General features: G+C 61.7%; 19 protein-coding genes. 16 read left to right on the top strand and 3 right to left on the bottom strand.

What is annotated here, in order from left to right; all coding sequences use genetic code 11:
* The first annotated feature begins 28 nt into the window (after nt 1-28).
* The gene (locus CG471_RS31710) at nt 29-151 is read left to right on the top strand and encodes a hypothetical protein (protein ID WP_306552757.1); all 123 of its coding nucleotides are present in this window, start codon (nt 29-31) and stop codon (nt 149-151) included.
* A gap of 36 nt (nt 152-187) precedes the next feature.
* Complete coding sequence (locus CG471_RS16325) at nt 188-799, top strand: transglutaminase family protein (RefSeq protein WP_306552756.1); 612 nt, start codon at nt 188-190, stop codon at nt 797-799.
* Between the two features lie 627 nt (nt 800-1,426).
* Here CG471_RS16325 and CG471_RS16320 read toward each other — a convergent pair.
* On the bottom strand, nt 1,427-1,630 hold the full coding sequence (locus CG471_RS16320) for a hypothetical protein (RefSeq protein WP_099232511.1): 204 nt from the start codon (nt 1,628-1,630) through the stop codon (nt 1,427-1,429).
* A gap of 89 nt (nt 1,631-1,719) precedes the next feature.
* Here CG471_RS16320 and CG471_RS16315 point away from each other — a divergent pair, with 89 nt between their 5' ends.
* Nucleotides 1,720-1,983, top strand: coding sequence for a hypothetical protein (locus CG471_RS16315; protein ID WP_099232510.1), 264 nt, complete (start codon nt 1,720-1,722; stop codon nt 1,981-1,983).
* Nucleotides 1,984-2,016: 33 nt separating this feature from the next.
* On the opposite strand, the gene CG471_RS16310 is transcribed toward CG471_RS16315, so the two are convergent.
* Nucleotides 2,017-2,967: an NAD(P)/FAD-dependent oxidoreductase gene (locus CG471_RS16310; RefSeq protein WP_099232509.1), complete on the bottom strand. Its 951-nt coding sequence runs from the start codon at nt 2,965-2,967 to the stop codon at nt 2,017-2,019.
* A gap of 223 nt (nt 2,968-3,190) precedes the next feature.
* Between CG471_RS16310 and CG471_RS16305 the strand changes: the two genes are divergently transcribed.
* From CG471_RS16305 to CG471_RS16295, 3 genes are all read left to right on the top strand, one after another.
* The gene (locus CG471_RS16305; protein WP_234831553.1) at nt 3,191-3,727 is read left to right on the top strand and encodes an alpha/beta fold hydrolase; all 537 of its coding nucleotides are present in this window, start codon (nt 3,191-3,193) and stop codon (nt 3,725-3,727) included.
* Nucleotides 3,728-4,119: 392 nt separating this feature from the next.
* Nucleotides 4,120-5,421 carry a glycosyltransferase gene (locus tag CG471_RS16300; RefSeq protein ID WP_099232508.1) on the top strand — a complete coding sequence of 434 codons (1,302 nt, stop codon included), beginning with the start codon at nt 4,120-4,122 and terminating at the stop codon, nt 5,419-5,421.
* Between the two features lie 166 nt (nt 5,422-5,587).
* Nucleotides 5,588-8,986: a DEAD/DEAH box helicase gene (locus CG471_RS16295; protein WP_143560234.1), complete on the top strand. Its 3,399-nt coding sequence runs from the start codon at nt 5,588-5,590 to the stop codon at nt 8,984-8,986.
* 337 nt (nt 8,987-9,323) lie between these two features.
* Here CG471_RS16295 and CG471_RS16290 read toward each other — a convergent pair whose 3' ends face one another.
* Nucleotides 9,324-10,835 (bottom strand): oligosaccharide flippase family protein, encoded by a 1,512-nt coding sequence (locus tag CG471_RS16290; protein WP_099232506.1) that lies wholly within the window; start codon nt 10,833-10,835, stop codon nt 9,324-9,326.
* A gap of 442 nt (nt 10,836-11,277) precedes the next feature.
* Here CG471_RS16290 and CG471_RS16285 point away from each other — a divergent pair, with 442 nt between their 5' ends.
* From CG471_RS16285 to CG471_RS16240, 10 genes are all read left to right on the top strand, one after another.
* Entirely contained in the window at nt 11,278-12,300 is a 1,023-nt protein-coding gene (locus CG471_RS16285) for a glycosyltransferase (RefSeq protein ID WP_099232505.1), read from the top strand.
* A gap of 62 nt (nt 12,301-12,362) precedes the next feature.
* Nucleotides 12,363-13,502, top strand: a complete 1,140-nt coding sequence (locus tag CG471_RS16280; RefSeq protein ID WP_143560231.1) for a glycosyltransferase family 4 protein — start codon at nt 12,363-12,365, stop codon at nt 13,500-13,502.
* Nucleotides 13,503-13,615: 113 nt separating this feature from the next.
* A complete protein-coding gene (locus CG471_RS16275) occupies nt 13,616-13,855 on the top strand; it encodes an acyl carrier protein (protein WP_069338914.1) in 240 nt (79 codons plus the stop codon).
* Between the two features lie 45 nt (nt 13,856-13,900).
* Nucleotides 13,901-15,439 carry an MBOAT family protein gene (locus CG471_RS16270; RefSeq protein ID WP_099232503.1) on the top strand — a complete coding sequence of 513 codons (1,539 nt, stop codon included), beginning with the start codon at nt 13,901-13,903 and terminating at the stop codon, nt 15,437-15,439.
* On the top strand, nt 15,426-16,643 hold the full coding sequence (locus CG471_RS16265; protein ID WP_099232502.1) for a hypothetical protein: 1,218 nt from the start codon (nt 15,426-15,428) through the stop codon (nt 16,641-16,643). Before CG471_RS16270 ends, CG471_RS16265 begins: the two co-directional genes overlap by 14 nt.
* Before the next feature lie 382 nt (nt 16,644-17,025).
* Entirely contained in the window at nt 17,026-18,429 is a 1,404-nt protein-coding gene (locus CG471_RS16260; protein WP_163000242.1) for an O-antigen ligase, read from the top strand.
* Nucleotides 18,430-18,807: 378 nt separating this feature from the next.
* Entirely contained in the window at nt 18,808-19,755 is a 948-nt protein-coding gene (locus CG471_RS16255) for a hypothetical protein (RefSeq protein ID WP_143560229.1), read from the top strand.
* Nucleotides 19,756-19,842: 87 nt separating this feature from the next.
* A complete protein-coding gene (locus tag CG471_RS16250; protein ID WP_206379312.1) occupies nt 19,843-20,733 on the top strand; it encodes a WecB/TagA/CpsF family glycosyltransferase in 891 nt (296 codons plus the stop codon).
* A 37-nt stretch (nt 20,734-20,770) separates the two neighbouring features.
* Nucleotides 20,771-23,188, top strand: coding sequence for a sialidase family protein (locus CG471_RS16245; RefSeq protein WP_099232499.1), 2,418 nt, complete (start codon nt 20,771-20,773; stop codon nt 23,186-23,188).
* Nucleotides 23,189-23,196: 8 nt separating this feature from the next.
* A complete protein-coding gene (locus CG471_RS16240; protein ID WP_180275723.1) occupies nt 23,197-25,353 on the top strand; it encodes an acyltransferase family protein in 2,157 nt (718 codons plus the stop codon).
* Nucleotides 25,354-25,556: the final 203 nt, after the last annotated feature.

Genomic DNA, 25,556 nt, shown 5'->3' with positions numbered 1-25,556 from the left:
GCTGCGCCTTGCTACGCGAAGGATCCTGATGAAGATCGCCATTCATGCCCAGCTCGACTATCGGTTCGACCGGCCGACAGACGTCCTCCTGCAGCTCGAAGCCGCGGCGATCCCCGAGCAATCGATCGAGGAAGCGCACATCGACCTGTAGGAGACGGATCATTTCGCGCGTGTCGCCGCGCACGATATGCGGATCTGGGTGCGGGTCGGCAGCGAACTGCGCGTCGACTACCATGCGACGGTTTCGATCAACCGAATCCTCGACGATTGCCTGGCGCTGCCAGCGATCCCGCCCAACCAGTTGCCGGGCGAAACCGTACAATATCTGATGCCCTCCCGCTATTGTCCTTCGGACCAGTTCCACTCCTTCGTCTGCGCTGAATTCGATAGTCTGGAGGGCGGCCAGAAAATCATTGCCATGCGCGATTGGGTCCATGGCCACCTCAGCTATGTGCCGGGCGCCAGTACGTCGGACACGACCGCCGCCGACACCTTCATTCGCCGGCAGGGTATCTGCCGCGACTATGCCCATGTTCTGATCACCCTGGTGCGGGCCGCGGGTATCCCGGCGCGTATCGCCAGCGTCTATGCGCTCGGCGTCGAGCCCCAGGATTTTCACGCGGTGGCGGAGGTGTTTCTGGGCGGCGAATGGCATTTGATCGATGCGACCGGCATGGCGCAGGAAGCCGCAATGGCCAAGATCGGCGTGGGCCGGGATGCAGCTGACGTCGCGTTCCTCACCGCTTACGGCCGCGCTGTCCTGAACAACCAGACTGTCGAAGTCGCCGCCGCGCCCTGACCGCCTGGCAAGGCCAATTCTGCGCGGGAAAGGCGCCCTTCACCGATCCTTTACACAGCTGGCGCAAACAGGCCGTGCGGGGGCGATACGTGAACCGGGCGGCCGGCAAGAGCGATGAAAGACAGTTTCCGCGCGAGGCGATTGCGGCCACGGCCGTCTGCCGAACATCCCGCAGCAAGATCGCCGGGCACGTCTCCAACCTGTCGCGGGGCAGCTGCTGCCTGGTGACCACGGTCAGCGGGTCGCTCCCGCACAGATGATAACCCTTCGCCTGTAAGGCCTGGACGGTATTCCCGCGACAGTGCGCTGGGTCGGCGGTGGCGAGGCGGGAATATCCTTCGACTGGCCGCTCTACGCGCCGCTACGCGATCATATCGTTGCGCTGCGCGGCACGGTTTCGGCGGAAGAAAAGCCGGCATGAAGACATTTCTGTTCCTGGCCGCGACCGCGGCGCGGGCTATGCCGGAATGGCGGGCACCGGTTCCAGCGCGGAAACGCTGCGGGCGCGCTGGCTCTCCTTCCACGAAAGCTCGGTCCGCTTGCTCCCCTGACGACGGCCCCCGTCCCGCGGCTTCTCGCCGCAATCCGAGGCGAGAAAAGTCTGCAGGGGTCCCGCTCGATATCTGGTCAGTGAAGCGTCTCTTTGGCAGGCAGGCTGAAGAGGAGGCGCCACATTTCCTGAAGCGCCATCCAGCAGGCCGCGGCATGACGCGCGCGCTCACCGGGCGAAGCAGCAGCAGCGGCGGCACGGTCTTCAGCCTGAGCGAGCGCGAGCAGAGCCTTGGCAGCATGGTACTGCCCAAGGTCGGTATCGACATGCTCGTTCTTCATTGCGGTGTTCCCCGCCCCGACGGCTGCGGCTCGGACGAGAGCAATGCTATTACGCTGTCGAATGCTTCGGTAAAGCGCTATAGCGGTGCATGGCCCAGGAAGATCTCGACGCTTTGGCCACGACGGTCCAGAACCTCAAGCGCGATCTCATCCGGCTGCAGGGCGCCTTTGCCCGCGATGCGCTCCTGTCGGGCCGCCATAGTCCCGAGAGCCTTGGCGACCTGGTTGAGGAATGCGGCCATCTCGTCCCGGGCTATGAGGGATCCATGACGGCAGGGTTCGTGGAGGCGATCCGCAATTGCGGCCTCGAGGGGCCACCGTTCACGGTCATTTCGGGCGGCAAGGACGGCTAAAAGGGGCCCGCCCCCTCAATGAGCGGTCAGGGGTTATCGGCGAAGCGGCGAGCGCTCCGCAAGGTCGTTGCGAATGGTGGTCGCTGAGACTCCCCCTTCGCCCATCGCATGGCTGATCTGATCGAGCCCCAGGACGACGTCGCCGGCCGCATAAAGGCCCGGCACGCTGGTGCGCTGGTGGCTGTCTACGACCAGGCAGCCATCGTCCGTTGCCTTGGCGCCGAGATCGACCGCCAGCTCGGAATGAATCGTCGAGCCGAGGGCAGGATAGAGGCTAGCGAAAGTCTGCGTGCCGGCGGGCGTCGCGACCTCGATGGCGTTCTCGCCGAGCGCGAAGCTCGTGCAGGGCCCGTCCACGACCGCGATCCCGGCATCCCGCAGCGCCATTCTCTGCTCGTCGGATAGATCATGCGCGCCGGCCGGCGCAATCAGAGACAGGTCGCGTGAATAGCTGCGCAGGAAGATCGCCTCTTTCACCCCGCGCTCGCCAGTCCCCAGAACGCAGACGCGCCGATCGGTCACTTCAAAGCCGTCGCAGATCGGACAGTAACGCAGCAATCCCTGCTCGAGCGCCCGGGCGTGCATCGCCTCATCCATTGGGGGCCGATGGTTCGAAACGCCGGTGGCCAGCAGCACGGTCCGGCTCCTGAACGCGTTCGTTTCGCCATGGGCCACGAAATCGTCTCCGGCCCGCTCCAGCCGCGCGATCGAGGTCTGGGCGAGCGTCGCGCCATAGCGAAGAGCCTGCTCGCGCATGCGAGCAAGGAGGTCCGCCCCGGCAATACCCTCGGGAAAGCCGGCGTGATTACGGGTGAGGGGGATGAGGCCGGCCCGGCTGGCGCCAGCGTCGGCGATCGCGACCCGCAAATGGAAGCGGGCGAGATAGATTGCCGCCGTGAGGCCCGCAGGCCCACCTCCGATCACCAGACAATCCAGATGATCAGGTTCTGCGCGGCTGCCTCGCAAGGCTTCAGGATCGGGCATTGTGGCCAGCAGATTGCATGCAAATACCCCCAGGGGAAGGAAACGCCCAATCCTGTACCGGCGATCCGCGTGCCCGCTATAGGGGATGGGTTGCACAGGTCAACCATTCGTCCGCGGACCAGACCCGTCGCGGCGGCCAAGGCTTGCAAGTTCTTGCACCCGCGCCGCGCATGTACGAAGATGTAAGCCACCGGAAATAGCGGACGGAGTTGGTGCGGAACGAATGAGCGTCCTTCAGCGAAACAATGTGACCGTCTCTGGCAGCGGCCGTCGCACGATTGTATTTGCCCATGGCTTCGGGTGCGACCAACAGGCCTGGAAGGACGTCATTCCCGCCTTTTCGACCGAGTACCGGACGGTCGCCTTCGATCATGTCGGCGCGGGCCAGTCGGACCTTTCCGCCTTCGATCCAGAAAAATATGGCAGCCTGCACGGTTACAAGCGCGACATTCTGGAGGTTCTGGACGCACTCGACCTTTCCGACGTCATCGTTGCGGGTCATTCGGGCGCGGGGATGATGGGTATGCTTGCCGCGATCGAGCAGCCGGATCGCTTCGCCTCCCTCATCATGGTGTGTCCCTCGCCCTGCTATGTCGACGAGCCCGGCTACAAGGGCGGATTTTCGCGCCAGGACCTGGATGAACTGCTTGAGGTGATCGACAGCAACTTTCTCGGATGGGCGCGTGACGGATCACGCGCCATCATGGGCAATCCCGATGCCGTCAACGCTCTCGCCCATACATCGGACCGATCGCCTTAGAGTGTCATGTCGCCCTCAGCCGGATCTGACCCCATGTTGTGAATTTGGCGTGCATTTTGATGTAATAATATAGTAAAATTTCATATATTATGCGATCTTATAAATTTGATGTTGTTATGTCGTTCCGGATGTGACATGAAAAGCCTGCTCGGATGTTGTGACTTCGTTCGGGTGGGGTGGATGGCTGAGATGTCCGGCTTCTTGCATGCTTGTCCGCATTGAGATGAATGCCGGTTTGGGTGGTCCTGGCACCAAGGCGTGAGTCGCTGCATGCTATGGTGTCGGGATCATTTTCATGTGAGGCCGCTTTGATCTGAGGATGTCGCCTTGCCGGGGTGCGGATAGACCCGCGTGTCGCTTTTTCTTGCAGCCATCCTGTCTAATTTGCATGTATGCTCTTCTTTAAGAAACAGGCGGTTTGGACCGACGTGGATTCACTTGAAGATTTGCGCCACGACGATTGTCTTTCGTTGAGGTCGGGTGCTTCTTTGTTGCTGGTTACGCATGTGCCGCTCCGCATCGGCCCGCGCGGGCTCATGATCGATGACCAGACTGCGCGCGGAATCAGGCAATGGTGCCGATATTTCGACCGGATCAGCTTCTATGGCATTCTCGAACGGGATCCGCAGACAAGCGATAGCAGCACATATTGGGTGGAGCTGTCGCAGATCGTGCCTGATGGGCGCGCGCAGCTGTTTGCAATGCCATGGGCTTATGATGGTGCGCGGATGCTCCGACATATGGTGGCAGGGCGCAGGGAACTGCGGCAAGCCATTGCAGCGCACCGGCATCTTTGCTTCACCTTGGGTAGCGTGATTGGGGACTGGCCCGCAGTCGCAGCTTTTGAGGCGATCAGGCAGCAGCGTTCCTATGCGGCATGGATCGATCGCGTCGAGCCATTCATCATTCGCAACAAATTGGCAGATGCACCGGTCAAGCGGATGGTCGCGGAGTGCATGTTCCCCTTTACGCAAGGAGCGCTGCGCTACCTGTTGCGCAAAAGCCAAGTCGCGCTGCTCCAGGGGGGGGACACTTACGAATATTATGCGGCTGATGCGCCCGCGCCGCACTGCACTTATGATACGCATACAGATATTGCCGAGCAGATCGGCCTGGCGGCTCTTTCGAGGAAAATTGCGCATATTCTGGCACAGCCGCCACTGAAGATCGTCTATGTCGGACGTGCGGCTGGCATGAAGGGGCCGATGCAATGGCTTGATGCGCTCGAATTACTGCATCAGCGCGATGTTCCGTTCAGGGCCTCCTGGATCGGCGATGGCCCAGAGCTGGCCGCTATGCGCGCGCGTGTTGCTGCTTCGGGCCTTGAAAGCCTGGTGGAGCTTCCCGGATTTGAGGGGCGCCGCGAGATATTACTCGAACGAATGCGGCAAAGTGACCTATTGCTTTTTTGCCATCAAACGCCGGAATCAGCGCGTTGCCTGATTGAGGCGCTCGTATGTGGTTGTCCTGTTGTCGGCTATGGCTCTGCCTATCCGCAAGACCTGGTTTCCAAACGCGGCGGCGGGCTGTTTGTAGAACGCGGCGATTGCGTGCAACTCGCCGAACGGCTTGAGTATCTGCATCATGACCGACTTGCCCTGGCAAGGCTTGTCACCGAGGCGGCCTCGAGCGGCGAGCTCTATAATGAGGACGCTGTGTATGCGCATCGGGCGCAGCTGATGTTGCAGGCGTGATCGAGAGCGCTCCTTTGGGCAGGGATGTGGTTGCGCTGTGTTGGGCGTTGGTGATCCGCTTGGCCAGGTGGGGGGAAGGTCTATCAGGACGGGGGGCATCACCGCGGGTAAGGCGGCGCCGCGCTTCTGGCTTGCCAAATGCATGCTGTGATTGGAAAACGGCCCCATGATCCCTCCGCTCACGCAAGACCTCCTGATTTGCGCAATCCAGTCCGATCGCATGGTCGAGGCTGGAAGACGATATTTCCAGCAAGGGCGCGTATCGCATCTGCGGATCGATCAGCAATATGACGTCGCCTCGGCCCTGGTGCGCGGCAGCGGCGGGAACCATTATGTCGCGTCGGTCATCTTTGACGATGAGGAAGAATTTGACGGTTTGCCGGCGAGTGAATGTTCATGCCCGGTGGGGATGGGCTGCAAGCATGTTGCAGCGCTTCTCTTTGCCTTGCTGGCATCGGGATATGGGGAGAGGGAAGGGCAAGAACCACCTCGTCTGTTGATCCAGGCCAGGGACCAGCAGGCGCCCAGCCTCGCCGGTCCACTGGCCCAATGGCTCGACGCTGCGGTAGTGGATGATCTGGCTCTCATAGCCCGATATGAGGAGCTCTGTTTCAGTCTCGAGCCCGTCGCGCTCTTCAAGCAGGGCAAGCGCCCGCCCAAGGGCAGTCCGCTCCCGGTACTGCCCGAGCGATACAGGCTTGAAGTCCGCGCCTGGAGGCGATGGCCTGATGATGCGCACTGGCGACTGGCTCATCCATGGGACGTGCAACAGGGGCGTGCGAGCCTGAGGCCGGAGGCTGGGCGCCTCCTCTCGCGCATGACCCATGCTGTCGGAGGGGACTTCACGGCAAACCGTAGTCCTTCAGGAGCAAATGGCTGGAGCTGGCTATGGGAGGCCAGCGCTGAGGGGCTGCTGCGCTGGAAGGCCCCGGATGGTTCCGCTGTCACTGTGAGCCGGGAGCATGCCCAGTGCAGGCTGCGCTGGGAGATGCTGGCTGATGGCCGGCAGGTCGTCGGGCTCGAGAGGGAGGGATATGATCCGGCAGTGCACATGATATTTGCTGGCGATCCACCGGTCCTCCTTGAAGTGGCGGCGAGCAAGCTCACGCTCATTGATGCAGGTGCTCCGATGCTGGTCGGGCGCCTGCTCGCCATGCCGCCGGTCGGCGCCCACGAGATCCCGGCGCTCGCAGCCCGGTGGGGCTCTATTGCCCATGGCCTGATGCCTGCGCCGGAACTGGCATTGACGACCGCCTTATCCGACCTGACCCTGCGTCCGGTCTTGCGCTGCCTGGTCGACAAGGTGCCGCTCGCCGATCCGGGCTGGGGGTGGCGGCCGCGTTCGGCAACGCACAGCGTCGAGGTAGCCCGGCTCGAGTTCGACTATGGCGGGCACCGTGTTGGTCCCCAGCATGGCTCGACCCAAGTGATTGCAGGCGGGGCGGACGGGATCGTTCATATCATGCGCGACATCGCCGCTGAGCAGGCTGCCGTCGATCGCCTTGCGCAGACGTCGTTGGCGCCTCTTGCCCTGTCCGGGCGTTACGACGCCAAGCCCCCTCAAGGCTGGGACCATGGTTTCCCCGATGACGACCATGGGTCTGATCAGCGGTTCCGCGAATTCCTCGTGAACGATGCCCGGGCTTTGCGCGATGAGGGCTGGATTGTCGAATTCGCGCCCAAATGGCCGCACATGCTTGTCCAGGCCGAGGATGAGGCTTCCCAGACGCTGTCTATGGAGATTGTGCGGCCATCCTTGCCCAGCGGCAAGGGCAACGCGATCGACTGGTTCGATGTCGAACTGGCCGCGCAGATAGAGGGCGGGCGTCGGATCGATGTCCTGCCTGCGCTGCGCCGCCTGCTGGCGGGCGGCATCGAGGCAGTTCTCGAGCGCGACGATGAATATCGCATCGCGCTGCCTCTGGATGGTGGCGGCTTCACATCGCTTCGACTGGGTGCGGTGCGGCCCCTGATCGAGACGATCATGCGCATGGCGCTCATGGATCGCCATGCAACCACCTTAAGGCTGCGCCAGTATGATCTGGGGACCGTGCATGAACTGGCAAATGCCGGCATGCCATGGGCATCGAAGGACCGGCTGCATCGCCTTGCGGCTCGCCTGAACGCGCCTGGCCATGAAATGTTCGTAGCGCCTGCGGGTCTTGAGGCGCAGCTGCGCAGCTATCAGGCCATTGGCTGTGCATGGCTGGCGGCTCTGCGCGAAGCGGGGATGGGCGGCATTCTCGCGGACGATATGGGGCTGGGCAAGACGCTTCAGGCGATCGCGCATATCCTCGCCGTTCGCGCGACCAGCGGTACGCCGCGCCTCGTGCTCATTGTCGCGCCGACGTCCGTGCTGCCCAACTGGCAGGCGGAGATTGCGCGTTTCGCGCCGGGTCTGACCTGCCTGTTATGGCATGGCGCCGACCGTCGCGAGGTCCATGGCGATGACTTTGCGGAGTTCGATATCGTGCTGACCAGCTACGCGCTGCTCGCCCGCGACAAGGTGCTATTATCCGCACGCGATCTTGCCCTGCTCATTCTTGATGAAGCGCATGTGCTCAAAAATCCCAAAACCGCCGGGTTCAAGGCAGCCTCTGCGCTGCGCGCTGATCAGGTCGTCGCTTTGACCGGCACGCCGGTGGAAAACCGGCTTACCGACCTGTGGTCGCTCGCCAGCCTCACCAATCCCGGCCTGCTTGGCACCCATGATGATTTTCGTACGCGCTACCGCACGCCGATCGAGAAGCATGACGATCCGCTCGCCCGGACGGCGCTCACGCGCCGTATGCGACCGTTCATGCTGCGCCGTACCAAGGATGCAGTGGCGGCTGATCTTCCGCCCAAGACGATCATATCCGAGCGGATAAATCTCGCCGCTCCGCAGTTGCGGCTGTATGAAAGTCAGCGTCTCCTCATGCACAGGCGGGTGCGAGACGAGATCGACAGGGTCGGGCTGATGCGGTCACAGATCATATTGCTCGACGCGATGCTCAAATTGCGACAGATTTGCTGCGATCCTGCGCTGCTGCCATCGGGCCTTGGCGATGATGTGCCCTCGGCCAAACGCGAACGTCTGCTGGAAATGGTTCCCGAACTGGTCGAGGAGGGGCGCCGGATCATCATCTTCAGCCAATTCACTGCAATGCTTGATCGCATCGCCGGCGATCTTGACCAGGCCGGCATCACGTTCGAGCAATTGCGCGGCACGACCCGGGACCGCGCGCGACCGGTCCGACGCTTTCAGGAAGGCGGCACACCGATCATTCTTGTCAGCCTCAAGGCGGGCGGCGCTGGCGTCAACCTCACGACGGCCGATACGGTAATCCTTTACGACCCCTGGTGGAATCCGGCGGTCGAGGCGCAGGCCATAGACCGAGCCCACCGGATCGGTCAGTCAAAGCCTGTCTTCGTGCACCGACTTGTCGCGACCGGCACCATCGAGGAGAAGATCCTGGCACTTCAGGAAAGGAAGCAGGGACTTGCCGACATGCTGTGGGACGAGAAGGCGAGGGCTGGCTCGACCAGCCTGACCGATGCCGATATCGACTTCCTGCTCGGCTAGGTCGGATATCTGGGATGATGCGCTCAAGGGGCGTGTTTGCGCTGCCGGCTGCGATGAAGCCGAAGCTTGGGCTGGCCAGCAAGATCATGAGCCCCGATTCCATAGTTCGCTCTGAACGAACAGCCCCTCCATCAGCGCCTCCAACCCGATTTCAAGAACAGGCAAAATCAATGCCATGGGCATCCCAGCGACAATCTTCGTATCGTGGAATTTGGCGCCAAAGCGGATCGAGGGTTTGAGGAGGCGAAAGAGGCTGGCTTGGCTGGACTCTTGTCATGTGGGCTGGTCGAGTTGATCACTGGCGGACCGCGGGTGGTTTGTCCCCCGTGATTTTGCCTTACGGGACTTGAGGCCAGGGATAGCCAAGGTGCAGAACGGACCTAGTGGCGAGCCAGAACGCGAAGACCAGGGCGAGGCCGATCGTGAGCAGCGTGTCCTGACCAAGAAAGCTGGTTTCAAGACGCCGCTGCGTTCTTGCCAGGATTGCATAGCGAACCGCTTCGCTTGCAGGTAGCGCCAGCAGTGCGCCGGGCAATCCCTTGAGGGCAAAGCCGGCGGGAAGCAGCAGGGCCATCACGCCAAACCGGACCAGATTGGCAAGGCCCACATTTTGCGGCCTGCCGCGTCCAAATATCGTGGCTTCATTGAGCGAGGAGAGGATCGCGATCCAGGCGCCCCACAATAGCAGGCTCAGCATCCATCCGGCAGCCGCGTAGCGCTTTCCATAAAGAAGTATCACCGCCCAGTCCGACCAGGCCATCACGGTACCGATGCCCAAAAGGCCAAGCAGCAGGAAATTGCGGCGGGCCCGATCAAGCTCCCGCCGTGCCGGACTGCCCTGCGGTATGCCGCCCTCCTGGGCGGCTACGAACGGGAAGACGATCTGGAAGGCGAGGCGACCCGCCACGGTCCCGGGTAGATCGGCAATCGCCTTGGCGAGGCCATAGACGCCAAGTGTCGCTAGCGGAACCGCTCGCCCCAGGAAAAGGCGGTCGACATAGATGGCGGCATAAAGGGCCAGCGAGGAAAGCATGATCCATTTACTAAAATGGAAGATGTCGGGGGCATGTGTTTTCGAGAGAAGGAGCTGATGACGTGGGTGTGGCAGCATGTAGCTGAGCGCGGATCTCAGGCCGATCGAGAGCGGGATGGCCAGAATGGGTGCCCAGACGTTTCGCAACGTTACGGCAAGCAATATGGTAATGGCCAGTCCGCCAAGTTCCGAGCATAGCTCGAAGAGGTTTCTGGTCTTCACGTCCATCTGCTTGGCGAGGCTGAAGATCGACGTCGACATGAGCGCGTTGAGCAGCGGTGTAGCGCTCACGACATACAGAAGGCTCGCATCTATACGGTAGAAGTCGCCCAGCAAGGGGCTCAGCGCGACGCAGGCCAGCGATGCGAGCAGTCCCCTGAGGATCTGCATGGTCCAGACCGTGTTGAGAAAGTCCCTCTGGGCGCCATGGGGGCTGTGAACGACATTTTGTTCAAGCCCCAGATCGGTCAGCAGCTCGCTACCGGTCCTGATGGCCTGTGCAATCACCACGATCCCCAGGATTTCCGGACCCAGAAGCCGGGAAAGTATGATGTTACTGCCAAAGCGAATGCCTGCCGACGCTATGTAGGTTCCCATGGTCCACATGGATTTGCCCGTGATGGAGGCATGTGCGGCACGCATGGCAATGACATCCCCTTGGCTGCGCGGATGCGCGCCTTGAGCGCTCCTATGGCGCAATAACGCCAACGCCAACCGGCAATGGTAAATTATTTCGCCTGGATACTGGATTTTCCGGCGCACCGATCCCGATTGATCTTCTTGTGGCGAAGGCGCGGGCGACGGGATTGTTTCCATCAAATATCTATGCGTCGGCAGTAAATATCGCTACGATATCCGTCGATATGAAGGGTTACTCTTCCTGGCGAATTTCTATAGAAATAGCCGGGATGAGAATGGGGAGCATGCTGGAGCCGCGAATCGCGTGGGGATTATGGGTTGCAGAGCGATCATGTCGGATAGCTTCGACGCCGTTCTGGAATAGAAAGCGCATCATGTCTTGCTCTGTTGCAACCGTGCATATCAGTGAAAGTCTTCATTTCCCAATATGTGGAAATTATTTTCCTGGTCAAATGATCGCGTGAGATTTTGTGTATGTTCCGGTCAGCTGGAATATCTGTTCGGTGAATAGGTACGCAAGGCTGATCGCGCTGTTTGATCGGTGAACTATTGATCTTGTGATGTCACAAGTGTTGAGACCGGGCCAGATCTGGCGGCGACACGGTCTGGAGGGGGTGGGGTGACGGTTACAGTTGGCATCAAGGCACTCAACGAGGCGAAGCATATCGCAGCTGCCATTCGCAGCGCGCTGGTTGCCGTCGAGCCATTTGGTGGTGAGGTCGTGCTGGCAGACAGCGGTTCAAGTGATGCGACACTCGATATCGCGCGATCCTTTCCCCAGGTCCGCATCGTGCAATTGGCGGATGTCTCGCAGCGTTGCTGTGGGGCCGGTGCGCAACTGGCCTTTCAGGCGGCCAATATGCCCTATTTCTATCTGCTCGACGGCGACATGATACTCGACCCTGACTTTCTCGCCCATGGCATGGCTTTTCTCGAGGGCCATCGAGAATATGCGGCCGTTGGCGGACGTGTGCGCGAGGTTGAAACCGCAAATCTCGAATTCGCGCTGCGGGCTCAGCAGATCGCCAAGGCTGATGCCCGGCGAGAGGGCCAGCTGGTTGATGTCGACCGGCTCGATTGCGGCGGGCTCTATCGCGCAAGTGCGATTCATGGCCTGGGTTATTTTGCCGACCGCAATCTTCACGCCTTTGAGGAGTTCGAGCTTGGCGCGCGCCTTGTCGCTGCCAATTGGAAGCTGGCGCGGATCGACGTGCCGGCGGTCGATCATTTTGGCCATGATCTCGATAATATGGCTCTGCTGGTCCGCAGGATGCGATCGGGCTATACCGGGGCGACGGGCGAGGTGATGCGTGCCGGGCTTGCAGGCGATCACTGGGCGGTCGTCGCGCGACGTTTTGCCCATCTGCGCCATGGCCTGATCGTCATCATCTGGTGGGGCCTCCTTTTGGCGACATTGCTCACCGGGCACATGGCGGGGGCGGGCGTGCTCCTGCTGGTGCCGCTTGCCTTTTTGTGGTGGCGGCGAAAGCGTCTGAGCCTGGCGGTCTATTCCTATCTCAACTGGAATGTGACCGCGATCGGGCTCTTGCAGGGATTGTTGCGCAAGCGAACGCCGCCTGATCGCCCCCTGGCCATGACCATGCTCAAGGAGGCGCGCGCTCCTGAGGGTATAGAGGCGTGAGCGAGGGCAATCTCATCGGCCCCGGGCACAGCGCCGATGCGCTGGCCGGCAGCCGTGAGATCGTGACGCTGGGCGTGCGGCGGGCAGGGGGCGCAAGACTGCTGCTCGTAGATCCATCCGCCGACTATCGCGACGTCCATTATCGGCGCGACTTTTCCGGGCTGGAACTTGGCTCGGGGCGAGGGCAAATGCTCGATGAACTGGCATGCCTTGCGCCCACGCTCACGGATATTGCAATATTGTGCCAGTCAAACTGGTCGTACAGGCTGCGCTTGCCCAGCGGCGTCCTCCTGATAGGCGAGCCGCGCGGCAATTGGCATGGACACATGGCCGAGCAGGTCATCGCGCAATTCTCGCCGACGCATATGGTCCTTCAGGGGGAGTTTACCCAGATGCTTGCAGCAGGCGCGCGGCACGGGCTTGCCGTGGCTTGCGTGCTTGATGAGTGGCCGCAACATTATCATCGGCTCGGGCGGCGGCTTGAACATCGGCTGAGCGAGGATCATGTCTCCCTTGTGGCGAACAGTACCGCCGCTGGTGTGGCGCTGCTCGAGGCACAGGGCGTGCCGGCGCACAAGCTGGTCACCTGGACCTACCGTCATGCCGCGCCGCGCCAGGTCTGCCCGCGCAAGGCAGGGCCTGCCGGCGTCGAGGCGCGGCTCCTTTTCGTTGGTGACATTTCCTTTGAAACAGGTGTGGCCGATCTCATTCGGGCGATGTGGCTGCTGGAGGGCAGGCTGACCTGTCGACTTGATGTCGTGGGGACGGGGCAGATAGCGCAAATGAAGCAATTTGCGACCCGCCTTGGCCTCCTGCGTCATGTCAGGTTCAAGGGCGCCGTGGCCAATGGCGAGATTGCGGCCATGATGCGCGGCGCCGATGCCATCGTCCTTCCTCATCGTTCCGTTCTGCGGCAGTCGTGCGTGCTGACCCTGAGGGAAGCCTTCCTCTCACGAACGCCGATCCTTGCGTCCGATCATCCCCTCCTGGCCTGCCAGCTGGTCAACGGTGAAACCGGGCTGCTCTTCCAGGCGGGCCGACCCGGGGCGCTCAGCGAGGCAATAGACCGATTATTTTCTGATCAGCTTCTTTATGCGCGCCTGTCGCGCAATGCGATGGATGGACTGTCATGCCATGATCGTTCGGTTGCCTGGGGTGACATGCTGGGCGCCTGGATACAGCGCGACTGGCCGTCTTGCTGAGGGCCTCCTTTTCTGCTCGAAATCTTTCATTTGGAAGACAAGGCAAATAAGCGATATTGTTGCAATTCAAGGATATGCTTGACGATGGCTGCCCGAGCGACAAGAGAGAGACGATGATGACGCGCGATCAGGTGATCAACAAGCTGATGGACGTGTTGGCTGACACGTTCGATAATGATGATGTCATATATCGTGACGATCTTACAGCCGATGACGTCGTTGGATGGGACAGTTTGAGCAATATTCGCTTCATGGTTGCGGTGGAGCAGGAATTTGGCCGGTCCATTGCCATCGGGCAGTGGCAGTCGCTCGAGAAGATCGGTGACCTTGTCGATCTGCTGATGGCGGGTTGACGATATTTTGCCCAGGCGTGGGCCTGGCGTCGAGGCGGGGCGGGAATGGCGTTCAACAGTTACGGCTTCTTGCTGGCCTTTCTTCCGCTGACGGTCGCGCTCTACTGGGGCGTGGCCCGCCTCATTCCGGGGCGCGGTCGGCTATTCGTCCTTATCCTTGCTTCGCTTTTCTTCTATATTCTGGCCGCACGCGCAGCTTTGCTGCTCTTGACGGTTTCGATGCTGTTCAATTTTCTCGTGTCGCGCCTCATCCTGGGCGCGGGGCCTCGCCTTGCCCGAATGTGGCTTTTCGGCGGCGTCGCGGGCAATATAGCGCTCCTGCTCTATTTCAAATATATGGGCTTCTTCCTTGCCAATGTCGGGCTATCTGCCCAGCAGGGAAGTTTTTCAGGCATCATCCTGCCGCTGGGCATTTCCTTTTACAGCTTCCAGCAGATCGCCTTTCTTGTGGATACAGGGCGGGGACGTTTGGGCGCGGCGCATCCGCTGACCTATGCCGCATCGATATTATTCTTCCCCACGATCCTTTCAGGGCCGATTACCTATTATCGCGAATTCGCGCCCCAAGCTGAGGAGGCGCCTGAGCGTAGGTCGATGGGGATGCATGTCAGCGTGGGTCTCATTTTCGTGGCGATCGGTCTCTTCAAGAAGGTGGTGATCGGCGACAGCCTGGCCCTGTGGGTCGACCCGCTCTTTGCCGCCAGCGCTCAGGGCAAGGCGGTCAGTCCTCTTGTCGCCTGGACCATGGTGTCAGCCTATCTCCTGCAGCTTTACTTCGATTTTTCGGGCTATTCTGACATGGCGGCGGGCTGCGCGCGCATGTTCGGGCTACGATTGCCGCTCAATTTCTTCTCGCCGCTGCGCGTCACGAGCATCATCGACTGGTGGCGGCGCTGGCATATGAGCCTGGGGCGTTTCGTTGGGGATTATATCTTCACGCCGCTCGCGCTTCCGCTGACGCGTTTTGCCATGCGCCGCCGGCTGGGTCGATGGCCGACCCATATTCTGGCCGTCCTCGTGCCGACATTCGTGTCGATGTTCGTCATTGGCGCCTGGCATGGCGGCAACTGGACCTTCATCGTCTTTGGACTCCTCCATGCCACCTATATGGTGGTGGCCGAGAGCTGGCGGCTGGCTCGTCGCAAGAAGGGGCGCAAGCCTGCCGGCGCCGCGGCGCGCCTTGGGGGAAATCTCGCCACTCTCCTTGCCGTGCTGGTGGCGCTCATCCCGTTCCGGTCTGCCGACATGACGACGAGCGTGGCATTGTGGCGCGCAATGGTCGGCATGGGCGCGCAGGCGGGCGAGCCGCACTGGGGGGCGTTGCCAGGGCTGGGCGGCGCTGGGCTGGCGGTCATGATGGCGAGCGCTGCCGCTATCATTTTCCTGCTGCCCAACAGCGCCCAGTTCCTCGACCGTTACGCGCCATCGCTCGATTGGCGCAGCTGGAAGGGGAAGGCGCGACCACTTCTCGCTTTCACTTTTTCGCCGGGCATCGGTTGGGGGCTTGCCCTTGGTGTCATGGCATTTTTGGGCCTTGCCTTCATTGCTCGGGGTGCAGGAGGCTTTCTCTATGTCGGCTATTGAGGAAGGCGGTAAGGCGAGTGGCGAGGCAGGCCTGGGGCGGCTGTGGATCGGCCTCCTGCTGGGCATGGCTGTTGGCCTGGCATGTTGTGCCATGTTCCCTTTTTCGCCTTATATTGCCTGGCAACAGTCCTCCGGCACACAGATGTTCCACAGTCGCTGGATCTTCGAGCGGCTCCATCATGACCCAACGCCCATCGATGTCGCGCTTATCGGCTCGTCCAAGATCGAGGCGGGCATAAGCCCGACCGTGATGGAGGAGGCTTTGGAGGCGAAGCTTGGATATCGTCCCCATGTCGCCAATCTCGCCATTGTCATGCCTGGCCGAGACTTTGCCGACAAGATCATGGAGGAGCTGCTTGCCACTCATCCAGAGGTGCGTCTTGTCGTCCTTTCCAATGATGGCGACGTCACCAATTCGCACCCGATGTTCCGGCAGACGGCGCGTCTTGGCGAATTGCTCGAAGCGCCATTATTGGTCAATCTGCAATATGGAACCAACCTTCTGGCATGGCCCTATCGCGCGATCGCCAATTTCGCCCAGCAACGGCGGCCGCAATGGTTTGGCGTCGCAAGCGCCTTTGCGCCCTCCCATTATGAGGGCTGCGCGCTTGATCGGACCCTGGGCTACAGGCTTGCAAGTGGCGAAATGGTGAACGGAGACCAGTCCAGGAGCAAGGCGCAGCTTCTTGCCATGAGCCGCGCCGCAATCGGGCGGCAGAAGGCGGGACTTGCCATGCTGGCCTTCCTGCCGGATGAAGCGCGACTGGCGATCGATCGCCACTATGTCGCCTCGATGGCGACCAGGGCCCGGCGGGCGCGCGTCGACATAGTCTTTCTTTCATTGCCTTTCTTCGGGCCGCTTCAGCCGGTCGGGGCCCTTGATGCCTACAGGCAGTGGGGGACGAATATTGCCCTTCCCGCCCTGGCGAGCGAGCCCTCCTTTTATCAGAGTGCGGCCCATCTCAACCGCAGAGGCGCGATCGTCGCTTCCCGCCTGAGTGGAGAGGCGATATCACCCTATCTTGGCAGGAATGACCGGGGCGGGCTCGGTCCGGCCTGGCCTGGGCAAGGGGACGGCCGACCAGGGCGGCGTCCAGCCTGGCCAAGGCAATCGGATCATAATGGGCATTCGGATCACGATGGGCAATCGGATCATAATGGGCGACCGGGTTGGAGGGAATGTGATGACCTGGTTGCACGATAGGCAGGCGCTTGTCCCCGCGCGCCATATATGCCCCATGCGTCTTGGCGCGCGCATCGCGCTTGTCGTGCGCGCCCGGCCGGCTGCTTCGAGGGGGAAGGACGCGATTGCGCGGGGTGAGCGCTCTCGATGGCCCCTGCCGAATGATGGCATTTGGGCGGCGTGGATGGGGAGCCATCATGCATGCAGTTGTGCGGCAGGCTGGAATGGAACAGTCCGAGGCATGATAGGCCAAAGGGGGCGATATGCGGATTGAAGGGCGGGACGTGCCATGAACGAGAGGGCAAGCCTGATGGCGCCAGGCGTCGCTGGCAGTCGCAGCCGACCGTCCAACGCCATAGCCGGCTGGCTTGGCGCCAATGCGCGCCAGAGAATGGCAACCGCCATGGTGGCGCTGGTCGGACTGATGCTGGTTTCGATGGTCACGGTCTCGTTCCAGGGCGTCGATGCCGCCGCTGAAAGCGAGCAGGGGGATGTCGTGCGGCAGATCCTCCTTGGAGGGCTTTTCATAGTCTTCCTGCTGGTGGCGGGCCCAACGCCGCCTGCCCTGGGGTCAGGCAGCAGGCGGGCAGGGGGGCTGCCACTGCCTTTCTCGATGATCATTTTCCTGGGCTATTGCCTGATCAGCGTCAGCTGGGCGATCGCGCCTCTGGTCTCGCTGCGGCGTCTGGGGCTGACGGTGATCGTGATCTGGATGATCTTTCGGGCCGTTGGCGAGCTTGGCTATGGGCGAACGGTCAAGCTCATACGCTGGACCCTGCTCGGGGTCATGGTGGCGAATTTCATTTCCCTCCTCATTCCGGGCGTGGGTCTCCAGCCTGATACGCCCGGCGGCGATCCGGGCGTGGTGGGTGATTGGCGTGGTCTGCAGCCGCACAAGAATATCGGCGGCGCGGTCTGCGCCTTCACCATGATCTTCTTTCTTTTCGACCGGCGGAGCATCTCGACCTACATTCTAGTGCCCGTGCTGATGGCATGCGCGCTCTTCCTCTATTTCAGCCATTCCAAGACATCCGAAGGCGTACTTCTGGTCGCCCTCCTGTCGGGATGGCTCATTCGCCCCTACAGCGCTGATTATCGCGCTCTGCTCGCGCCGGCGCTCGTCATCGGCGCTGGACTCGCGCTTCAATTGGGGACGCTTTATCTTGGCGATCTCAGTGTGATGATGGCCGACCCTTCGGCGCTGTCGGGACGATCCCAGATCTGGCCGCTGCTCCTGACCTATGCCAGTGAGCATCCGCTCAAGGGGGCAGGCTTTGGATCCTTCTGGCAGATCGGGGATGATAGCCCGATCTACAGCTTCACCGACGGCTGGATCGCCCAATATGCGGGCCATGGCCATAATGGTTTTCTCGATCTTCTGGTAACGCTCGGCGTCCCCGGGCTCCTGCTTGGGGTCCTGGCTCTGATCGTCTGGCCGCTCATGCGGCTGCTCCTGAGCCTTTCCATACCCAAGGGCAGGCGATCGCTTCTGCTGGCACTGCTGATCTTCTGCATCGGCCATAATGTCACCGAGACCAGCCTGATGGACCGCGCGGCGGTCGTGCAGATATTCCTTGTCCTGGCGATCGCGCTCATCTTCGAGCAATCCTCGCTCAGTGATGGTGCCCATCACCGGCTCAAGCGGCGCTGGCTGGCGATCACGCGGCGGCGCTCGCGCTCAGACATGGTGGGGTCAGGAAGAACGGGGCCTGGCAAGACGGCGGTGCCAAGGAGAGCGGGCGGGCACATGACAATGCGCCCACCCGCCCGGACGGATGGGCGCTCGCGTGCCCATGCGCGGAAATAGCGCGTGGCGGTGAATGCCGAATTGATGGCGCGCCTGTCTCGCTATGGCATAGCGGCGCTTGGACCGCTTAGCGTCGCAGCCTCCCAATTCCTTCTCTCCTTCATCCTGCTGCGCCAGCTCGATGTCGCAGATTTCGGACGCTTTGCGTTCCTGCTGATCGTCTCGCAATTTTCAACCAGTCTTTGGAGCGCCCTTTTTACAGCGCCGCTGCTGGTCGCCGCGGCGCGATCGGGCACGGCGAGGAATATGGCCGATATAAGGGCGCTGGCCGCGTCCAGCAGCCTGGCTCTTTTGCCTGGCACATTCCTCTTTGCCGGCCTCACGCACCGCCTTGGCGGGGATTGGGGCGCGGCGGCGCTGTTTGGCATGTGGAGCGCGGTGGCGCTGCTGCGTCATTTCCTGCGCGCCTGGTTCCTGGCCCATCAGCGCCCCCTTCTCACTATGGCCTCGGATCTTTCCTATGCTCTCGCCCTCCAGGTGGCGCTGGTGATCGCGATGGCGATCCATGGTCCCGACTTTCGCCAGACGGGCATGCTTCTTCTTGCAGCCGCTTCATGCGGCCTGCTCCCCTTTCTCACTCGCCTTGCCGGTGTGCGGACGGTCCGGTTCCGGCTCGGCGATATTGCTGGCTATCGGCCTATCTGGCAACGAGACGGGCGCTGGTCGCTCATCGGGGTGATCGCGACGGAATTGACGGTCAATAGCCAGAGCTATCTCGTGACCATGTTGAGCGGCGCCAAGGCCTTTGCACCGATCGCGGCGACCGCGCTTCTCGTGCGGCCCGTTACCGTGGCGATCAATGCCCTTGGCGAATTTGAACGGGCGCGCTTTGCCCATGGACTGGAGGAGGGGAAGCCTGCCGAGGTGCAAAAGGCCAGAGGGCAATTGCGTAGCACGCTGCTGCTTGCCTGGCTTGCAACGCTCATCCTTGCCGCACTGCTGCTGCATCTCGCCCCGGATTTTCTGTTCCATGGCAAATTTGCCGGTCCGGTGCTCTGGACGGGCGCAGCCCTGTGGTTCGCGGTCATATTTGCGCGCGCATTCCACGGGCCCGACGATGCCGTGCTGCTTGCCATGGGCCAGTTCCGGCGGCTTGCGCGATTGAGCAGCATCACCGCCATTCTCTCCCTGCTGGCGGTTGCCGGGCTGATCATGTTGGCAGGCCCCTTATGGTCGATTGCGGGCATTGCGATCGGTGAGGGGGTTTTCGCGCTGTTCCTGTACAAGGAAGCCGGCGCCCGATTGAAGTGGCAGCTCCAGTCACGTTCATTTTCGGGACCAGCCAGCGACGCGACCATGGCCCTGGTCACGGCAAGAAGGGATTGAGGCGCATGGGCAAGAACAGGCATGGGTAGGGACTGGGCAGAACAGCGCGCACACGCCGCGCCATCGACCGTTGAGAAAGGCGAGGCCATGGGCAAAATTCCCCTTGATGAGGCGGAAGCCGGCAAAGAAGCGGGGCCTGGCAATGGAACCGAACGCGGCGATCCGGGCAGGTCGGGCAATCTGGCTGATGCCGGCGCGAGCGGCCTTGCTCTTCCCCCTGCTATCGAAACGCAGATGATCGGGGGGCTTGCGATCGCCAGAATGACCCGGCTTGACCTTGCCCGGCTGATGGCGCGCGATGCGGTTGCGGCAAGAGCGGGGGATCTCAAATTGCCTCGGTTCGTGACCTCTGCCAACGGGAGCATTGTGGCCGCCTATCATTCCGACGCCGGGTTGCGCGCGGCAATGGACCAGGCCGATCTCATCGATGCCGATGGCATGCCGCTGGTATTTGCAAGCCGGATATTCAGCAAGACGCCGCTGGTCGAACGGGCCGCAACCACCGACTTCCTGCTCGATGCCGCCGCGCTGGCGGCAAGGGAGGGGATCAGCTTCTATTTCCTGGGCGGGCGGCCAGGGGTCGCGGCAAGGGCGGCCGAGCATTTGCGCAGCCGCTTCCCCGATCTCAAGATTGCCGGCGTGCGCCATGGCTATTTCACGGATGCCGAGGAGCCCATGATCATCAGCGCCATAGCCCGATCGGGCGCGCAGATACTCTGGGTCGGCATGGGCACCCCGCGCCAGGAGATATTTGCCGCCAGGGTGCGCGAGGCGCTGCCGGGGCTCGCCTGGATCAGGACCTGTGGCGGGCTCTTCGACCATTATGGCGGCGGCGTGTCGCGAGCGCCCTACTGGATGCAGCGACTGGGGCTCGAATGGCTCTACCGGGCGGCGCGAGAACCTGTTCGCCTGGGCTGGCGCTATCTTGTGACGAGCCCGCTGGCGCTTTATCATCTTGCCACCAAGACCCGCGGCTGACGCGATATCCACATAATCGAACATCAAAAGGGGGATCATGCAGAAGGATCGCAGCGCAATCCGTTATGAGCAGTTCGCCAGACCTCGCTCGAACAACAGGAAATGGGCGGGCATGGGTGCCGCTTTCTCCTTCCTCGCGCTGGCAGGGGCTGGAGCCTATTTTCTGCTGGGCGAGGAAAGTGCAGCGCACGGACCGCCGCCCGCCCTCTCGAGGGCCGGGGGTCCGATCGCGAACGAAGCCTATCAGTGGAAAGCCGTCGCGATCGGGGCTGGCGGGTTCATCACCGGCCTGTCGCAGGATCCCTCGGGCAAGACGATGGTGGTGCGCACCGACGTCTATGGCGCCTATATTTGGGACGCGAAGGGTGATCGCTGGCAGCAACTGCTCACTGCCCCGGCCATGCCGCAGGTTGATCGCGTTCAGGACGGCATCGCGCAGGGTGTCTATGAAATCGCGGTCGCGCCCTCGAGCCCGGATCGCATCTACATGGCGATCAAGGGACGTGTGTATCGGACCGATGATGGGGGCAGGAACTGGACATTGCCGTCCATGCCTGAGCCTCTTGGATGGGACGCAAACAGCGCCTACCGGACGCAAGGCCCCTATCTTGCCGTCGATCCGGTCAATCCGGACCTGGTATTTCTCGGCTCGCCTTTTGACGGGCTGTGGCGCTCGGCCGATGGCGGGGCGCACTGGACGCGTGTTTCCTCCATTCCCGTTGGCGTGGATCGCTCGGACGCCCCTGGCCTTCAGATGCCCGGGACCATGATCTGGTTCGAGCAGGCCCTTGGCGGCAGGGCGAGCGGCCGGATATTTTCCCAAGTCTCGGGGCGCGGCGTCTATGTCTCGAGCGACAAGGGGCTCAGTTTCACGCCGCTCTCCAGCGGGACTGCCCATCCGATGACGATCCGCCGGGCCGTCTTCGACCGCAATGGTGTCTTCTTTTGCGTGGACGAGAAGAGTCAGGCGATCTGGGCCTATGAAAAGGGCAGCTGGCGCAACGTCTCCGAGCAGGCCGGCCTGCCGCCCATGGGCTTTGTCGCGATCGCGGCCAGCCCGTCCGCCGATCAGCTCGTGGTGTTCGATGGAAGCGGGGCGGGCTATCAGTCGTCCGATGGCGGCCGGACATGGGGCAGCCTGTCGCACACGGCGCGCGCGGGCGAGAAGGACCCGCCATGGCTCAGGATCGCGGATCAGTCCTTCTTTGCAACCGCCGATATCCGTTTCGACGCAAAGGTCCCCAATCGTCTCTGGGTTGCCGCAGGCATGGGCGTTTTTCACGCCGACCTGCCGCCCGGCAGCGTCGTTGCCCAGTGGGAAAGCCAGAGCCGCGGGATCGAGGAACTGGTCGCAAATGACGTGGTCCAGGCGCCGGGCCAGTCACCCGCCTTTGCTGCCTGGGATTTTGGCATCCACGTCAAGGATGATCTCAACGCCTATTCGACCGGCTATGGCCCGCGTGAGCGTGTGCTGATCGCAGCGCAGCAGCTTGACTGGAGCCCGGCCGATCCCAGGTTCATGGTCACCAATGCAAGCGATACGCGGCTTTCCTGCTGCTGGCAGGATGGCAATGCCGTGCTGGCGGGGACCAGCAAGGATGGGGGGCGCAGCTGGCGCAAATTTGCGAGCCTGCCGGTGCCGCCGGGGACCAAGGAGGACGACGCTTGGCGTATGTCCTTTGGCACGATCGCAGTGTCGGCGAGCGATCCCAAGAATATCGTCTGGGCGCCGGCCTTCAACCGGCAGCCATTCGTGACAGGCGACCAGGGCGCAAGCTGGCGGCCCGTCAACCTTCCCGGCGCGGTTGGTGACACGCCAGGCTCGTTCAAGGAGTTTTACTACCAGCGAAAGACCTTGGCCGCAGACAAGGTGAAGGGTGGGACCTTCTATCTTTATCATAGCGGCGAGGCGCCCAACGTGCTTCTGGCAGGCCTGTGGCGCTCGCGCGATGCCGGCGAGAGCTGGCAGAAGGTCTTTGGCGGCGAAATCTCGCCACAAAGCAATTATGCCGCCAAGTTACGGGCAGTGCCCGGCAAGGAGGGGCATCTCTTTTTCACCAGCGGTCATTCGACCGCGTCCGACACGAGATTGCGGCGCAGCCTCGATGGCGGCGCGCACTGGAGCATATTGGAGACGGTCGACCGGGTCGATGATGTTGCCTTTGGCAAGGCGGCGCCCGGCGCTGCCTATCCAACCATATTCCTGTCGGGGCGTGTGGGCGGCATCTATGGTATCTGGCGATCGGTTGATGACACGAAGGGCTGGCAGCGTCTTGTCGATTTTCCAGCGGGCACGCTCGATCAGGTAACTGTTATGGCCGGCGATCCGGATATATTTGGTCGTGTCTATCTTGGATATAAGGGGTCAGGGTGGATCTGGGGCGAGCCTGCCCCCTGCAAGCCAGCGCCGCTCGCCAGCCTTGAGCCGCGCCAATGCTCGAAAGTGGGAGGCTAGGGGGCGGCATGCGCCCTTCTGGATTTGCGCTGGAGCCGGGGCAGCCTGATGCGGGCGGCAATGGCAAGTCCATGTCGCCCGCCGCGGCGCCGCGCCGCAAGGATATTGAGGGCCTGCGCGCCATCGGCATGGCTCTTGTGGTCATATGTCATATCTGGGTCGGCAAGGTGTCGGGCGGGGTCGATGTCTTCTTCGTCATCTCCGCCTATCTGCTCACAGGCTCCCTGCTTTCCCGGATGGATGAAAAGGGGCGGGTGGACTGTTTCGCCTTCTGGGGGCGGATTGTCCTGCGCATCTGCCCGGCAGCCTTCACCATATTGTTCCTGACATTGCTTACCGGGCTGTTCGTCCAGCCTATCTCGCTCTGGCGCAGCTTCGCGCTCCATGGCTGGATGTCGCTCCTTCAGCTGGAAAATCTCCAGCTCTTGCGGGAGTCGACCGATTATCTCGCGCGCGGTCAGCCTGCGAGCCCGTTCCAGCAATATTGGGCGCTGTCGACCCAGATGCAATTCTACGCCTTTCTGCCGCTCTGGCTGGTGCTGGTGGGGAAATGCGCGCGCCTAGCCGGCAGGCGCGGCGATGACCGGCGGTTTCTGGCATGCGCCAGCCTCCTGCTTGGCCTCTTCTCCTTTGCCTTTGCACTCTGGGTCCTCGCCAAGAATCCCGCGCCACATTATTTCAATCCCGCCGCGCGGCTTTGGGAATTCATGGTGGGCAGCATCTGTGCCTGTCTTGGCGTCCATGCCCAATGGACGGGCAGATGGGCTGCTGCGTCCCGCACGGCGGGCCTCCTCCTCATCCTGTCATGCGTCTGGATCGTGCCGGGTGACGCACCATTTCCAGGCGTTGCGGCGCTCGTGCCCGTCATGGGCGCCGCCCTGGTTCTGATGGCAGGCACAGAAGGCGTGCGCCCCTCGCTGGCATCGCGCCTGCTTGAGCTGCCCTTGCTGCAGCAACTGGCGCGACTATCCTTTGCCTTCTACCTTGCCCATTGGCCGATCCTCGTTGCCGTGCAGGAACTGGCGCGAACGACGCGACTTGGGCCAACATTGGGCGGCTGCGTCATCCTCCTGGCCTTGCTTGCCGCAGCGCTGATCAACATGCTGGTCGAGCGGCCGATGCAGCGCTGGACGGGGCGATGGCATTCCGCAGGGGCTGCGCGAGATGCGACGGTTGGTCATTCATCTGCGGGCAAGGTGAGGGCAGGGTGGCTGTTCCAGCGCTTCGCGCTGCCTGCGCGGCCGTTCCTGGCAGGCCTCGTCATGGCTTTGCCCTCGGCGGTCTTCCTGCTCTCATGGCAGGCGCATTTCGGGGCAATCGCAGCGGACTATGCGGCCCATCATGTCGTGCCCACGATCATGGGACCGATCGACGAGACGAGCGAGCCGCTTCCTGCCGACATTGACCGCCAGTTGATTGCCGTCAAGGGCATGTTACCGGCGCTCTACTCCAATGGCTGCGATACCGGTTCCCATTCCGACAAGGTCGTGCTGTGCAGCTTTGGCAGCAAGGATCCGCGCGCCTATAGTCTGCTGCTTATCGGAGGCTCCCATTCCACCCAATGGTTTCCGGCGCTCGAACGGATCGCAAAGGAGCGCAACTGGCGGCTGATGACGATCACCAAAAGTGCCTGTCCGATCGATGGGACCTATATCGGGCCCAGAAGTGCCGGTGGGCAGGCGGAGGCCTGTCGGCGCTGGGCGCGCGAAGCCGTTGATCGCGCTATTGCGCTCAGGCCCGATCTGGTGATCACGACCGCGACCCGGCCAGGGTCTGGAAACCGCGGGGAGGTTGTGCCCGAGGGCTTTGTGCAGGTCTGGCGGCGCCTGGTCGCCGGGGGAGCCAAGGTTCTTGCGATCCGGGACAATCCGCGGACCGAATCCTATGGTGTGCCCGAATGCATCGATCGCAATCGTGATGCGCCGCAGCGCTGTGATATGCGGCGTTCAGATCATTTCGGGCCTGATGCGGTGCTCGATCGTGTGCGCAACGAACCGGGCGTGCGCCTCTGGGATACCGTTTCCCTGTTCTGCGGCGCGACACGTTGTCCTGTGATCCGCAATGGAATTATCATTTATAATGACAATAGTCACCTTTCCATCGTTTTTGCGAATGCAGTTTTCCGTGAAATTATTATTTTCGAACTCAATCAACAATTGCGGTAAACCTGATAATTCTCTGCATAAAATTATTCAATCAATTGATATATATTATGTATAAATATACTAATTACGCAATTGGCACGTTATATTTTAATATATAATTGAATTTGCGAATTAAACTATTTGATTTGTGATTAAAATATCTCATTGATAGTGCAATTCCATTGTCATTTCCGCGCGTCAGGAAAGGGTCCTTTGCCCGATCC

The organism is Sphingobium sp. IP1, from assembly GCF_002708645.1.
In the GTDB taxonomy this organism is placed as follows: Bacteria; Pseudomonadota; Alphaproteobacteria; order Sphingomonadales; family Sphingomonadaceae; genus Sphingobium; species Sphingobium yanoikuyae.
Note: the sequence above shows the minus strand (reverse complement) of the source record. Positions and strands in the feature narration are given on the sequence as shown.

Coding starts and splice junctions, on each gene's coding strand:
- CG471_RS31710 (WP_306552757.1), top strand. CDS start 29: ATGAAGATCGCCATTCATGCCCAGCTCGACTATCGGTTCGACCGGCCG.
- CG471_RS16325 (WP_306552756.1), top strand. CDS start 188: ATGCGGATCTGGGTGCGGGTCGGCAGCGAACTGCGCGTCGACTACCAT.
- CG471_RS16320 (WP_099232511.1), bottom strand. CDS start 1,630: ATGAAGAACGAGCATGTCGATACCGACCTTGGGCAGTACCATGCTGCC.
- CG471_RS16315 (WP_099232510.1), top strand. CDS start 1,720: ATGGCCCAGGAAGATCTCGACGCTTTGGCCACGACGGTCCAGAACCTC.
- CG471_RS16310 (WP_099232509.1), bottom strand. CDS start 2,967: ATGCCCGATCCTGAAGCCTTGCGAGGCAGCCGCGCAGAACCTGATCAT.
- CG471_RS16305 (WP_234831553.1), top strand. CDS start 3,191: ATGAGCGTCCTTCAGCGAAACAATGTGACCGTCTCTGGCAGCGGCCGT.
- CG471_RS16300 (WP_099232508.1), top strand. CDS start 4,120: ATGCTCTTCTTTAAGAAACAGGCGGTTTGGACCGACGTGGATTCACTT.
- CG471_RS16295 (WP_143560234.1), top strand. CDS start 5,588: ATGATCCCTCCGCTCACGCAAGACCTCCTGATTTGCGCAATCCAGTCC.
- CG471_RS16290 (WP_099232506.1), bottom strand. CDS start 10,835: ATGGAAACAATCCCGTCGCCCGCGCCTTCGCCACAAGAAGATCAATCG.
- CG471_RS16275 (WP_069338914.1), top strand. CDS start 13,616: ATGATGACGCGCGATCAGGTGATCAACAAGCTGATGGACGTGTTGGCT.
- CG471_RS16270 (WP_099232503.1), top strand. CDS start 13,901: ATGGCGTTCAACAGTTACGGCTTCTTGCTGGCCTTTCTTCCGCTGACG.
- CG471_RS16265 (WP_099232502.1), top strand. CDS start 15,426: ATGTCGGCTATTGAGGAAGGCGGTAAGGCGAGTGGCGAGGCAGGCCTG.
- CG471_RS16260 (WP_163000242.1), top strand. CDS start 17,026: ATGGTGGCGCTGGTCGGACTGATGCTGGTTTCGATGGTCACGGTCTCG.
- CG471_RS16250 (WP_206379312.1), top strand. CDS start 19,843: ATGGGCAAAATTCCCCTTGATGAGGCGGAAGCCGGCAAAGAAGCGGGG.
- CG471_RS16245 (WP_099232499.1), top strand. CDS start 20,771: ATGCAGAAGGATCGCAGCGCAATCCGTTATGAGCAGTTCGCCAGACCT.
- CG471_RS16240 (WP_180275723.1), top strand. CDS start 23,197: ATGCGCCCTTCTGGATTTGCGCTGGAGCCGGGGCAGCCTGATGCGGGC.